The sequence below is a fragment of the Fibrobacter sp. genome (assembly GCF_017545445.1).
In the GTDB taxonomy this organism is placed as follows: domain Bacteria; phylum Fibrobacterota; class Fibrobacteria; order Fibrobacterales; family Fibrobacteraceae; genus Fibrobacter.
The window spans coordinates 45,628-58,425 of record NZ_JAFWOM010000140.1 but is presented as its reverse complement, the minus strand read 5'-3'; the positions used below and the strand labels follow the sequence as shown (position 1 = coordinate 58,425).

At 48.7% G+C, this 12,798-nt stretch carries 8 protein-coding genes and 1 pseudogene; 4 read left to right on the top strand and 5 right to left on the bottom strand.

All coding sequences use genetic code 11. From position 1 onward, the window contains the following. Window positions 1-321: 321 nt before the first annotated feature. A complete protein-coding gene (gene pelA / locus IKG78_RS16340; RefSeq protein ID WP_290945443.1) occupies window positions 322-2,064 on the bottom strand; it encodes a pectate lyase in 1,743 nt (580 codons plus the stop codon). 803 nt (window positions 2,065-2,867) lie between these two features. On the opposite strand from pelA, the gene IKG78_RS16335 reads away from it, so the two are divergent. The 4 genes from IKG78_RS16335 (at window position 2,868) to IKG78_RS16320 (ending at window position 8,019) form a co-directional block, all read left to right on the top strand. Then, the gene (locus tag IKG78_RS16335; RefSeq protein ID WP_290945441.1) at window positions 2,868-3,689 is read left to right on the top strand and encodes a TIGR02147 family protein; all 822 of its coding nucleotides are present in this window, start codon (window positions 2,868-2,870) and stop codon (window positions 3,687-3,689) included. Window position 3,690: 1 nt separating this feature from the next. Beyond that, window positions 3,691-5,214 carry a hypothetical protein gene (locus IKG78_RS16330; RefSeq protein WP_290945439.1) on the top strand — a complete coding sequence of 508 codons (1,524 nt, stop codon included), beginning with the start codon at window positions 3,691-3,693 and terminating at the stop codon, window positions 5,212-5,214. Window positions 5,215-5,395: 181 nt separating this feature from the next. Next, window positions 5,396-5,701, top strand: coding sequence for a hypothetical protein (locus IKG78_RS16325; RefSeq protein ID WP_290945437.1), 306 nt, complete (start codon window positions 5,396-5,398; stop codon window positions 5,699-5,701). A gap of 89 nt (window positions 5,702-5,790) precedes the next feature. Then, window positions 5,791-8,019 carry an NADP-dependent isocitrate dehydrogenase gene (locus IKG78_RS16320; RefSeq protein WP_290945435.1) on the top strand — a complete coding sequence of 743 codons (2,229 nt, stop codon included), beginning with the start codon at window positions 5,791-5,793 and terminating at the stop codon, window positions 8,017-8,019. A gap of 97 nt (window positions 8,020-8,116) precedes the next feature. Here the strand turns inward: IKG78_RS16320 and IKG78_RS20435 are convergent, their stop codons facing one another. The 4 genes and pseudogenes from IKG78_RS20435 to IKG78_RS16305 form a co-directional block, all read right to left on the bottom strand. Continuing rightward, window positions 8,117-8,272, bottom strand: a complete 156-nt coding sequence (locus IKG78_RS20435; protein ID WP_366075676.1) for a hypothetical protein — start codon at window positions 8,270-8,272, stop codon at window positions 8,117-8,119. Window positions 8,273-8,382: 110 nt separating this feature from the next. Then, a pseudogene (locus tag IKG78_RS16315) lies at window positions 8,383-8,892 on the bottom strand (FISUMP domain-containing protein); the annotation flags it as partial. A 45-nt stretch (window positions 8,893-8,937) separates the two neighbouring features. After that, on the bottom strand, window positions 8,938-9,453 hold the full coding sequence (locus IKG78_RS16310) for an OmpH family outer membrane protein (protein WP_290945431.1): 516 nt from the start codon (window positions 9,451-9,453) through the stop codon (window positions 8,938-8,940). A gap of 18 nt (window positions 9,454-9,471) precedes the next feature. Continuing rightward, on the bottom strand, window positions 9,472-12,162 hold the full coding sequence (locus tag IKG78_RS16305) for a POTRA domain-containing protein (protein WP_290945429.1): 2,691 nt from the start codon (window positions 12,160-12,162) through the stop codon (window positions 9,472-9,474). Window positions 12,163-12,798: the final 636 nt, after the last annotated feature.

Here is a 12,798-nt window from a genome sequence, read left to right as displayed (position 1 = left end):
ACGCATGGATTGCTGCTCCTGCGAACCTAACTCAACTAAGGCAACAAATTGCCAAGTTTCGAATATCGCCTCCGGCTCGCAATGACAATTTTTTTCCCTATCATCCCGGACTCTCAGGTCACTGAGCCTGTCGAAGTGCCGGGATCGGCTTACACATTCTTTTCCCTGTCATCCCTGACTCTCAGGTCACTGAGCCTGTCGAAGTGCCGGAATCGGCTTACACATTCTTTTCCCTGTCATCCCTGACTCTTTTTTCCTGTCATCCCGGACTCTCAGGTCACTGAGCCTGTCGAAGTGCCGGGATCGGCTTACACTTTTCCTCTACTTGGTCGCCCCGTTTACTCTAAATGTTCTTCCGTCATTACGCATAAAATAGACTCCTGCACTTTTGCCGTTGTTTCTATAATTAACAAAGTAACGGTCCGGCGAAACGTTCGCGGCCCGCTGCGATTCAAACTCGCCAATCACAGTCCTGTCCGAATCGCCGACATCGACATTGCCCGCATGCAGCCCAGCATCCTGCCAGCCGATGTAATCGATGTTCGCCATGCCATCTTTCGAAAGACTCGTGAACTTGAGTTCGCTGTAGCCTTGGGGCAGTTCCAATTCCAACGTAGCCGTTTTCCATTCCGTCCAGTTGCCGGTCGATTCCATGCTGCCGTCGGCGAGCAGCGTCTTATCGCCCACAGTAATGCTAAAGCCGCGACCAGAACCACCGCCGTTTGCGAATCTTACATACAACTTATACTTCCCCGTTTTTTCTGCCGTAATGCCATAAGTCACAAAACTTCCGATCGAATTGTCAACGTTCGCATAGCCATCGCCGACATACCCCGTATTCGTCGTTTCCTTGACGCCCTTGATATCGATAAAGTTCACACCGTCGATGTACGCTTTGCAAGTATCGCTCCCGCACATTGCCGCTGGCGGCGGAGGCGGAACGTAATCGTCATCCATTTTGGCAAGTGCTTCGAGGTAAGCTTTTTCCGTGCTCAAGAGCGCCGTGCCGTAATCGCCAGCCCACTGGTAGCCGGTGCGGCGTTCTTCGCTGATTTTTGTGAAGTCTTGCGTCTTGGTGCTAGCCCCTTCGCGGTCGCAAAAGAAGTAGTTGTCGTTGTTGACTTCGTAAAAGCGATACCACAGAACGTTGCCGTCGCGTTTTTCGAATGTGCCCGCTTTCTTGTTGAAGTAAAGTCCGGTGACGCGGGTTTTCTTGTACCATTCGATGGCTCCCTTGACGGATTTCTGGATGGCTTCGGTTTGTTCGGGCCAGTTCATCAAGAACCATACGGCTCCTGCGGATTCGCTGCCGGATTTGCTGGCGAGTTCGTAAGCGCGTGCGCCAACTGGAGCCATGCTGTTTGTGTCGTGCTGGGCGCACCAGACGGTGGGTTTCCCGTCGTTTACGATTTGCGCTTTGAGCAAAAAGTCGATAGCCTTGTCCAATGCGCTTTTCATCTTGCTGCGGGTGGCGTCGTCGATCATGTCCGAGTCAAAAGGCGATGTGGAATTCGCGATGTCCATCATCGTAACCATGGCGCGGATCATGGCGTTGTCGTTCAGCGTAATTTGGTCAGAATAGTTGCCACGCTTGGGCCATACTTGCGGGAGTCCGCCCTTGGAACGCTGCATCGTCAAAAGGAAGTTAACAGCCCTGTTGAAACTTGTCTTGAAAGCGGCCTTGTAAGATGCGTTCGTCGTTGCTTTGTAACGCACGGCGAGGAGTCGCATTTCTTGGATAGTCGCATTGTTGTCGATAGTGCCGAGGTCGCCGCCGCCTTTCGCTTGCCATTCGGATTTTTGCCCGCCGGAATAGGCACTTTTGTACTTGTCGGCCATTGCTTTGTAAAAACCGCCATTTGCGATTTGCCAAGTCGTCATGTTGTAGGTGTACTGGTCAATGTCCATGCCTGATGCCGCCGACGTCAGCTCCGAATAGCCGCGATAGCTATTGATTTTCGAGACCGCCGTCGCCGGGGGAACATAGCTCGCAGCCGCAGAATATGTCGCGACAGACATTGTCGCTACAAGAAAAATGTAATTGCCAAACCAAATGCTCTTCATTCTAACCCTTTTGAAGATTTTCCCACACTACCTTTATAATCTATATTTAAATAATACGTTTTTCATTATGAATTTTTTTTAAGTGTTGTCTATAGACTATAGACATCGCATTATTTTTATTCTCTATTCAATTTTTTGGCAATGTGAACGAGTAAACGGCCTAAAAGAACGAGCAATCAGCCTAAAACGGCCTTTTAAAGCGAAAATGCGAGGCAATTTTACATACTAAAAGCACCTTTGCCCGCATTTAGTATGTAAACGAGGCAATCGTTTTTCACCCCTTACATACTAAATGGCATTTTTGGGGCACTTAGTATGTAATTTTGACGTTAAAAAGACGCTTTTTGAGGTTTTTAGAAGGCCTGAGAACCTTAAAATCGTATTTTGAGGGGATTTTTTAGATCTTCCGACCCATTTTTACATACTAAAACGTCCATTTTCTTTTTTAGTATGTATTCAAACAAATTAACATTTTCCGTTTTACATACTAAAAGCCCATTTGGGTGCATTTAGTATGTAACGCGACAAAGCACGCACCTAAGAATGCGACAACGCATGCGACACGGCGATGCATGCGATGCGGCGACGCACGCACCAAAAGCGCACAATTCCGTGAAGTTTTGTTCAACAGAGTCTTCGGACGTGAATCCTCAAGATGACGCAGCTCATTTATAATACGCACCGTATTATATTTTTCTAAAAATTTTTAAGAAAGTTCATTTTTCCTTAAAATTCTTTAAAAAATTGATGTTTGTATAATAAAATTTGTTGCATACTTCTTAAAATTAGTTTAAATTATAGGTATGAAACCAATAACTGAATATCAAGACTACCGAGAATACATGCGCGACTTCTACGAAGAACGCAAACGCAGTTCTTTGTTCTCGTGGCGCGAATTCTCCAAGTTGGCGGGGTTCACCTCGCCCAACTACATCCAGCTCGTATGCGAAGGAAAAAGCCGCCTGAGCAAAACGGGTGTCGAAAAGGTCGCTACGGCCATGGAGCTTGCGGGTTCCGACCGCGATTATTTCCTTGCGATGGAGCGTTTTGGCGATGCCAAAAGCGACAGCAAGAAAATCCTAGCATTCAACGAAATGCAGAAAATCGCGAAAGAAAACCGCTTGCGTGTCGTCGATGGCGAAGCGTTCAAGTATTTCGAATCGTGGGTGAACCCGGTCATGCGGGAACTTGCCCCGATCAAGCCTGGAGCAAAGCCATTGGAACTGGCGCGCAACTGCTACCCGGTCGTGAGCGCGACTGAAGTCCGCCAATCCCTGGACTTTATGGTCCACGCGAATTTCTTGAAAAAGATCGGTGAGGATACCTACGAACAAACAGAAAAGATTGTGACGGGATCTTCCGAGGCGATTCCTTTGGCGCTTCGTTCCATGAACCGCCAAATGTCAAAGTTTGCGACAGACGCCATTGACGATATTCCATCAGAAAAGCGCCATATTGCCGGCGTGACGCTTGGTTTGTCCGACGCCACGTACAAATGGCTCGTGCAAAAGCTTGAATTGCTCAGGCAGCAGGTGGTTGCCATTGCTGCCAAAGAAAAAGATTACGATAAAGTATATCGTTTAAATTTACAACTTTTCCCACTTACGAAAGGGAAGGAGGCCTAAGATGAGAAAACTGAATAAATTAATCCTGGTGGGTTTAGTCGCCTTTTGTGCATCTTGTTCGAGCGAACAGAGCACTACTGGTGCAACCACCGAACCGAACACTTCGCCTGTAGCTCAGCTGACAGATGAGCAGAAAGTTATTTTGGCAAAGTCGCTATTATTCTTGATGGATCCGGTAGCAAGCGATTCATTAAAGAATCTTTTTGATTCAGCATACGCATCTTCGGGTTATGATATCAACAAAATGTACAATGAATACATTCACCCGCTTCCGTGGAGTATCAAGAACAACCGTGTTTACCACCATCCCAGCAAGGATGGACGTAAAGTTTGCGACATTGTGACTTATTCGATGGAAAACAAATTAGAAAGGAATGGCGTGTTGATCGCCACATCGTATGATGACGACCATGAATGCGCCCACAACTTCGATCCGTATAAAAAATGCTACTCGGACGAAGCCGCACAAGACTATTTCTACAATCATCCTAACGAAACCATCGAAGCTACAAAAATTGTTTATGTTGATAGCGTCCCTGTCGTAATCAGCTCCATGGGATCAAGAAAAATGAGAAATAGTTTCTGGGGATATGGAGTTTCTTGTGCCGAGGCATTGGATCGCTTCAAGCAGTCTTGTACCTCTTTGAACGGACTCTTCTGGGATTTGGGAGACGGGTGTAGCGAAGATGACTTGGAAGTGGTTTGCGCCTCTTTCCTCCCGGACGATCAAGCATGGTATGATGTCTTGAACACTTATACCGCACAGTATCAAAAGCAATGTCTTGATGATTCCATAAACTATGCTCCGTTTGATGACGAAAATTACGTTCGCATCGACCCTTATACGTACCAGCCTTATTTGGATAGTTTGAATAGAGTCGCCTTTGCGGAAAGAGATTGGGCTAATACTTTAAAGCGTACAACGTATGCTTATAAGTGGCAGTTCTCGATAATCGATAGTACAGTCAAAGTTAATTCGAGCGGCAAAGTTATTTACAAAGAAATAGATGATAGTAAGCTTTATGGAGGATTGAGTCTCGGTTATAATACGCTACCCAATACTCCATTCGCAGATGCATACCGCAAAGAAGGCGTTTATGTATTGCCGGATTCGTTAGTGACAACGTTCTTCCCCAAGTTGGCTGAATATCCGGGCAGATTGGACGAGTTTAGGACGTACCGTTCTTCTAAGAACTCCATTTACTACCTCGTTGTTCTGAAAGACGTTGGCGCCAAGGGACATTTATTGACTCGCATTGACGGAAATGGAATTTATGTGACAGATATCGTGAAGAGCGGAAGCAGCTGCCCCGAAGATACGACGGTTTACTATCCTATAATTTTGTTGGCGGATTCACCGGATTGGGATGGTTTGAATCACCCCATTGTGAAAACGACTTATGCAAGCGACAAATGGAATTGCGACAAGCCGGAATCTCTTACAAAAATTGAGCCATACGGTGAGTGGATTATTTCTACGATGTACGATTATGGCGAATATGTAAAACTATTCGGTTCAAACTAACTTCATTTCATCACCTTCTTAAAAACACGCGCCATCAGGAGGGGGAAGCCTCCCTGACTTCCTAAAACGTCATCTCCGACTTGTTCGGGGATGACTTTTGTTTGCAATAAAAAATTTTACGGTATATCTACAAAACATTTATATATATATTACTTTGGATTTCATCTATGAGGAGCGTATTATGAAATTGCACAAAATAATAACGATATCCATTGCTGTCGGAATCATGTCTATTGTTGCAGGTTGCATGGGAAACGCCGCAGCGACTTATTGGGACGGCAAGAAATACGAAATTCTTGAATACCATTGGGGCGCGCCCACCGAAATGCAAAAGAATGAAAATGGGACTTCTACGGCCATATTCCGTGCCGATGGCGATTGCGTTGCAACGTTCAATATGGATGCTCAAGGAATCATCACAAGCCATAACATTGTAGGCGGTTGCCATTACGATGCCTATAATCGTTTGCAAAATGTTGAGCACTAGTTTTTGCAAGTGCAATCGTTTGAAACGGACGGCTTAAAGGCGATGCGAAAACGGGATTCTGTTTTCGCATTTTCTATCTTTACCGTCGTATGAATACCAAAATCTATTACACCCTTACAGATGAATCGCCGTTCTTGGCGACTCAATCTTTGCTTCCTATCGTATCTGCTTTCGCAAAGACTGCCGGTATCGATGTCGAAACTAAGAACATTTCCTTGCCGGGCCGCATTCTCGCCGCTTTCGCGGACACGCTCCCGGCAGGTACGACGTTTGCAGGCAAGCCGGTGACGGACGACCTCGCGTTCCTCGGCAAGCTCACGCTTGAACCGGATGCAAACATCATCAAACTCCCGAACATTTCTGCATCGGTACCGCAGCTCAAGGCCGCTATTGCCGAACTCCAGAAGAACGGCTACGCTCTCCCGGACTACCCGGATGCTCCTGCCAACGACGAAGAAAAGGCAATCCGCGCTCGCTACGACAAGGTGAAGGGTTCCGCCGTGAACCCGGTGCTTCGCCAGGGCAACTCCGATCGTCGCGCTCCTAACGCTGTCAAGAACTATGCCCGCAACAATCCGCATAGCAACGGCAACTGGAACGAATCCGTTAAAACGCATGTCGCGAGCATGCAAGCCGACGACTTCTACGGTAACGAAAAGTCTATCACCATGCCTGACGCTGACACGTTCAAGATTGAATTCGTCGACGAAGCGGGTGCCGTTACGGAACTTCGTGCCGCAAAGCCGCTCCTGAAGGGCGAAATCATCGATGCGACCGTCATGCGCATGGCCGCTCTTGAAAAGTTCATCGCTAATGCGATGGCCGAAGCTAAAGCCAAGGGCCTCCTCTTCTCCGTGCACCTCAAGGCCACGATGATGAAGGTCTCTGACCCGGTGCTGTTCGGTGCATTTGTCCGCGTGTTCTTCAAGGACGTGTTCACGAAGTACGCTGACCTCTTCAAGGAACTCGGAATTGACGCCAACAACGGTCTCGGCGATTTGTACAAACGCTTGGAAGGCAATGCGAAGGAAGCCGAAGTTCGCGCAGCCATTGACGCTGCTCTCGCTGCAGGCCCGGACCTTGCCATGGTCGATTCTGCCAAGGGCGTTACGAATTTGCATGTGCCGAGCGATGTGATTATCGATGCTTCGATGCCGGCCATGATTCGCAATTCCGGCTGCATGTGGAACAAGGAAGGCAAGCTGCAAGAAGTTGTCGCCTGCATTCCGGACCGCTGCTACGCCGGCATCTACGACGAAACGATTGAATTCTGCAAGCAGAACGGCGCATTCGACTCTAAAACCATGGGTACCGTGCCGAACGTGGGCCTCATGGCTCAGGGTGCCGAAGAATACGGCAGCCACGACAAGACGTTTGTCGCAAAGGGCAAGGGCGTTATCCGTGCCGTGAACGGCAAGGGCGAAGTGCTCTTGCAGCAGAATGTGGAAACTGGCGACATTTTCCGCATGTGCCAGGCGAAGGACGCTCCGGTGCGCGACTGGGTGAAGCTCGCTGTAACGCGTGCCCGCCTCAGCAACACGCCCGCGATTTTCTGGCTCGATCCGGAACGCGCCCATGACCGCGAAATCCAGAAGAAAGTCGAAGCCTACTTGCCGGAACATGACCTCAACGGTCTCGACATCAAGATTATGAGCCCGCGTAAAGCGATTGTCGAAACGATGAAGCGTGCGAAGGCCGGTCTCGACACCATCGGCGTGACGGGCAACGTCATGCGCGACTACCTCACAGACCTTTTCCCGATTCTCGAAGTCGGTACTTCTGCAAAGATGCTTTCCATCGTGCCGCTCATGGCGGGCGGCGGCCTCTACGAAACGGGTGCAGGTGGATCCGCTCCGAAGCAAGTGCAACAGTTCCTCGCCGAAAATTACCTCCGCTGGGATTCTCTTGGCGAATACTTCGCGCTGGTGCCTGCATTTGAACAAGTTGCATTGAAGGAAGGCAACAAGAAGGCGAAGGTCTTGGCCGATACGCTGGATGAGGCTAACGGCAAGATTCTCGAATTCAACCGCACCCCGGCCCGCAAGATCGGTGAACTCGACAACCGTGGTTCCCACTTCTACCTCGCTCTCTACTGGTCGCAGGCTCTCGCCGCCCAGAAGGACGACGCAGAACTCGCCGCCAAGTTCGCTCCGATCGCTGCCGCTCTCTCCGCGAAGGAATCCGAGATTGTCGCCGCACTCGCTGCTGAACAGGGTAAGCCTGCCGATATCGGTGGTTACTATGTCCCGAAGGCAGAACTTCTCAAGAAGTGGATGCGCCCGGTCGAAGCGTTCAACGCGATTATCGACAACATTTAAATTGTCCACTGGCTTGTCATCCCGGCCTTGTGCCGGGAACAGCATCGCCATAAAAAAAGTTGCGTCACAAGACGCAACTTTTTTTATTTGTAAAATTCTATTCCTTTATGCATCGTACTGAAAACGCCGCTTTTTTCGACCACCAATAAAATTGAGCAAAAAAACTGCAATAATCAAGTTCCAAAGCGTTTTTAGTATTTTCTTCAGGGCCGTCTGTAGAACACCAAAAAACGGCACGCTCACCCAAATCCATAAAAGAACCATGAGACGATCGATAGCCAGCACCAACTGCGGAAAACCCGTTGAATTCGTCGGAGCAGGATAAGTAACACCACCAACAAATGACTGGGTGCACTCGTTCCATCCCTCTTTGGACATAATTCCAAATGGAGCCATATAGTAGCTCCAGTCCAAAGATGCCTCCTGAATTCTTTCAGACAGCGGTCTCAGCATAATTGCAAAATCTTCCCTTGTCGGGAGTCGATAGCCTTTAGGACAAACTTTTTCAGCAGCTTCGTATGTATAAAGGCGACCCGCATTTTTGCAAGCTTCGTCAAGGCCATAGTAGCAGAAACTGGATTCTGAAGCATAATTCAAGTTCTCCGCCATCCACACCTGTTCGCCAATAGCGACCGTCTTGTACGATTGGCCATCACGTTCATCGACAAAGCTTCCATGAGTCACATCCGCAGGAGTAATCGCTTTTTTCGATGAACTCGACAAATATGTTTTAACGACTGAGCTGCTTAAATATAAACGGGATTCGCTAGATTCTGTAGAATCTGGAGCGGAAGTGCTTTTTTCATCCCCGCAAGCAACAAAAGCTGCTCCCAACAAAAAAACAATCAAAGTAAAGGCTATATATTTTTTCATAGTTTCAACGCTGCGACATTTCAGCCGCCCATAGCCAACATCCAACTATCTATTATTCAAGTAGTCCAGAACTTTATTCGTAAGGTCGTTTTCTTTTTTCCAGAAGAGCACGGCACCCGTGGCACGATCAACCACCATGTCGTAGCCTTCTTGCAACGCGATTTCGTTCACGGCCTTGCGGATAAGCTGGATAATCGGAGCACTCACCTTTTCATTTTCGGTGATGAGTTCACCATTACGGCCATACACGCGGTCAATGAAGGACTTGAGTTCCGTATCCTTCTTGTTGTACTCGGCTTCAAGTTCGCGCTTCTTTTCGTCAGAAAGCATGAGAACCTGCTTATCAAGTTTTTCCTTGATGGCGGCAAGTTCCTTCTGCAAGAGGTTCGCTTGCTGTTCCCATTTAGCCACCTGACGGTCGTATTCTTCTTGCGCCCTTCTAGTGCCCTTATACCCGTCGAAGATAATCTTTGAATCCACATGGGCAATGCGGAGTCCATCTTCGGCAAAGCTTGCACAAGCAAATACTACCGAAATTAAAACGATCAACTTGCGAAACATAACGCTCCTCCCGTCAAGTTAGAAAGCCTGACCAATGACAAAGTTGAATTCCATATCGCCCACCTTGGAGTATCTTGTACCGTTGTAGGCTTCACCCGGATCGAGCGGCCAAGCAAAGTCGAAACCGATAATGCCAAGCATCGGTACCACAACGCGGAAACCGAAACCGATATCCTTCTTGAGGGTGGTCGGATCCCATTCGCTGAGCGGATTCTTCTTTGGCTTGTCAATACGCTTTTCCGTATCAATGCGTTCACCGAACACGTTACCGGCATCAAAGAAGAACGGCAAGAGATAGAACGTCTGCGGCACAAGGCCCAGCTGGAGTTCCGCACCGATGTACTGGTAGCTGCGGCCCAAGCGGCTACTGCCGATGGAACCAGAACCGTAACCGCGCATCATACCGTCATACCCGAGCACGCCGCCCATTCTGTACAAAGTGCGGTGTTGCAGTTTATCGCCAAAGATAATGCCGTATTCGTTTGTAAGTGCAATCGACAAGCGGTCACGGAACAGCGGGAACCACCACTTGATGGAGAAGTCCGCCTTGATAAACTCAAAGTCACTGCCAAAGGCGGCATTCGCCCACTGCACGTCGAGCACGTAACGGGAGCCTTCAGTCGGGAACTGTGGCAAGTTCTTGTCATCACGCTGGATGCGGAAGTTGAACGCCGATTCGATACCTGTATAGACCACGTAGCTGTTCTTGATGTTCGGGCCCTGGTCGTTCATGAGCCAGCCGTAACCCACTTGTCCGTAGAAGTAGTCATCCGGCCACTTGAGTCGCTTACCCACAAAGATGTTTCCGCCGTAACGCGTAATGTCGTGGTCGTCGTACTTTTCCATGTTCCACCAGGAGTAGCTGAGGCTAGCACCCAACGTAATCGGCTTATCGAGGAACCACGGTTCGGTGAAGCTGATGGTTGCGCTCTTCTTGTCAGCACCGTATTCGAGGCTAAGAGCCGCCTGTTGACCATCACCCATACAGCAGTTCGGGATCGAGACACTTGCAGTACCGACAAAGCCATCGCTTTCGCTGTAAGAAACACCCAAACTGAACTGGCCCGTACCGGCTTGCTTTTCTTGCACGGCAAAGTCCAAATCTACTTCTTGCTCGCCCACGACCTTGATGTCCGGTACAACCATGTCGAAGTAGTTGAGCTGCATAATGTCGCGGAAACTGCGCTCCAAAGCAGACTGGCGGTATGTATCGCCCGGATACAGACGCACTTCGCGGCGAATCACCTTTTCGTTCGTCTTGGTGTTCCCATGGATATGCACCTTGTGAATCTGAGCGGGCAGACCTTCGTTCATCTTGTACGCAAGGTTCACGATAGAATCGTTTTCAAACGTTCTTTCTTCGTCGAACTGGGCAAAGAGATACCCGTCTTCGCGGTAGGAATCCAGCAAAGCCTTGCGGGACGCTTCGTAAAGATACTGGTCAAAAACGGCACCGCTATCCAAACGGAATTCGTACGCCAGCATCTTGTCGCTCTGCACTTCGTTCCCCGTAAAGTGTAGGCTACCCATGTAGTAGCGACGACCTTCGGTCACGTCGATATGCACGATGATATCGCTCGACGTCTTGATGTTGTCGTACTTGTACAAGGCCGGAATCATGTCTTCAATCATGTAACGCACGAGGAGCTTGCTTTCGTAAGCGGTGCGTTTCTTGATTTTGAGGAGAGAATCAATCTTCGAGTTACTCCACTTGCGGTCAGCGACCAGTCCAAGCCACTTGTCGCGGGCACTTTCGTAACGGATAATGTCGTTCAAAAGCTTCCATGCGTCTTCTTCTTCCTTGATCTGAGGAACGCGCCTGGTCACCGGATTCTTGTCGCCCGCCTTGCGCATGTGCCTATAGAAGTGAGTCGCTTCCATCGTCGGCATGCCAGCCATCTTGTAAAGCGGGTTCGACGTATCGGCTATGGCCTCGTTCAATTGCGTGTAAAGCGGAGCCAGACGTTCTCCAACCGGCACCATCCGTCCAAGATAGAACAAGCAAGTGGAATCCGGCAGATACTCCGCGTGATAGTCGTTGAGTTCTGCATCCAAGAAACCGAAATGGCGGAACACGTTCAGCACCGTATCGCGGTCTGCTTCAAAGACGTTTTCCTTAAATTCGCCGCCGCCCCACCACTGATTTTCTTTGGAAAGCATGTGCTCGGTGATTTCTTCAATCGGCACGTGGTCGTTGCCTTTCACGTCAAAGCCGCGGACACGCACCTTGGAACCTTCGCGAATCACGAAAGTCACCTTGTTCTGGTATTCGTCAATCGGCTCTTCGCGGTAGCCCACTTCGGCAAGCAAAAAACCTTCGGAGCGGTAATGTTCGAGCAAAGCCTGGCGTGTACGTTCCAACTGCGCCTTGCTATAGACGTGCCCCGGAATCATGTGAATCTTGAGCCGCAAGTCATCTTCGGAAACTTCGTCGCAACCATCCAAAATCGTCGTATCCAAGGCCGGGAGTTCCTTGATCTTGAACACAAGTTCCACATCGGAACCTTCACCCACGTAATCCACCCAGGCAGTCACATCGTCAAACAAGCCGGAAGCGTAAAGCGAACTCACCGAATTTTCAACTTTTTCTGAAAGAGACGTGGGAGAAAAACTTTGCCCCACACGAATGCCGATACGTCCAAGAACGGAACGTTCATCCATATGGTGTGTACCTTCGACACGAATCTTGTTGATCTTATTCTCAACCATATATTTGTCGGAAATTTGCGACATGTCCAACAATTGGGCATTCGACATACCGACCAAAGCAAGAGCAAATAAAAGCGAACGGGAACGCAGAATAGACCTACCTATAAAAGCAGTTTATTTAAATTTCTGACCAAAAATACAAAAATTACGTTTCCCTCGCCCACTCGAGTTTTTGAAAAACAGGCTCATGACCGATTTAAGATCATCGCTTACGTGATGACTGAGCGAGGAAGTGTCGTATATGCAAGAGATTACGTGCAAGGAGATCCCCGATGGTTCGGCAAGCTCACCAACCTTAGTCGGGGATGACAGCAATGGTGTTCGCCTTTAGAGGTTGTCTATCGCCTTCGGCTTCTTCGTCATTCCGACCGGAGCCTGTGCTGAGCGAAGTCGAAGTAAGCCGGAATCTAATTCGCTAAAGATGGCGGATCAGGTCCACCACGTGCCATAGCACACCATTTTTCAAAGCGCATTTTACACTTTTTGAAAGTATTACACAAACATCATAGCGTTCGCGGGTGAAGACATCATTACCCATATATATGGATAAAATCTAACAGCTCTTTTCCGCAAAGAAAAAGAAACGAACCTTATTTAAACGCAACGCATGAGCATTATATATATTTAAGGCGAAAT

Bases quoted from the DNA above. Each gene is read 5' to 3' on its own strand.
- pelA (WP_290945443.1), bottom strand. From the start codon at position 2,064: ATGAAGAGCATTTGGTTTGGCAATTACATTTTTCTTGTAGCGACAATG.
- IKG78_RS16335 (WP_290945441.1), top strand. From the start codon at position 2,868: ATGAAACCAATAACTGAATATCAAGACTACCGAGAATACATGCGCGAC.
- IKG78_RS16330 (WP_290945439.1), top strand. From the start codon at position 3,691: ATGAGAAAACTGAATAAATTAATCCTGGTGGGTTTAGTCGCCTTTTGT.
- IKG78_RS16325 (WP_290945437.1), top strand. From the start codon at position 5,396: ATGAAATTGCACAAAATAATAACGATATCCATTGCTGTCGGAATCATG.
- IKG78_RS16320 (WP_290945435.1), top strand. From the start codon at position 5,791: ATGAATACCAAAATCTATTACACCCTTACAGATGAATCGCCGTTCTTG.
- IKG78_RS20435 (WP_366075676.1), bottom strand. From the start codon at position 8,272: ATGGATTTGGGTGAGCGTGCCGTTTTTTGGTGTTCTACAGACGGCCCT.
- IKG78_RS16310 (WP_290945431.1), bottom strand. From the start codon at position 9,453: ATGTTTCGCAAGTTGATCGTTTTAATTTCGGTAGTATTTGCTTGTGCA.
- IKG78_RS16305 (WP_290945429.1), bottom strand. From the start codon at position 12,162: ATGGTTGAGAATAAGATCAACAAGATTCGTGTCGAAGGTACACACCAT.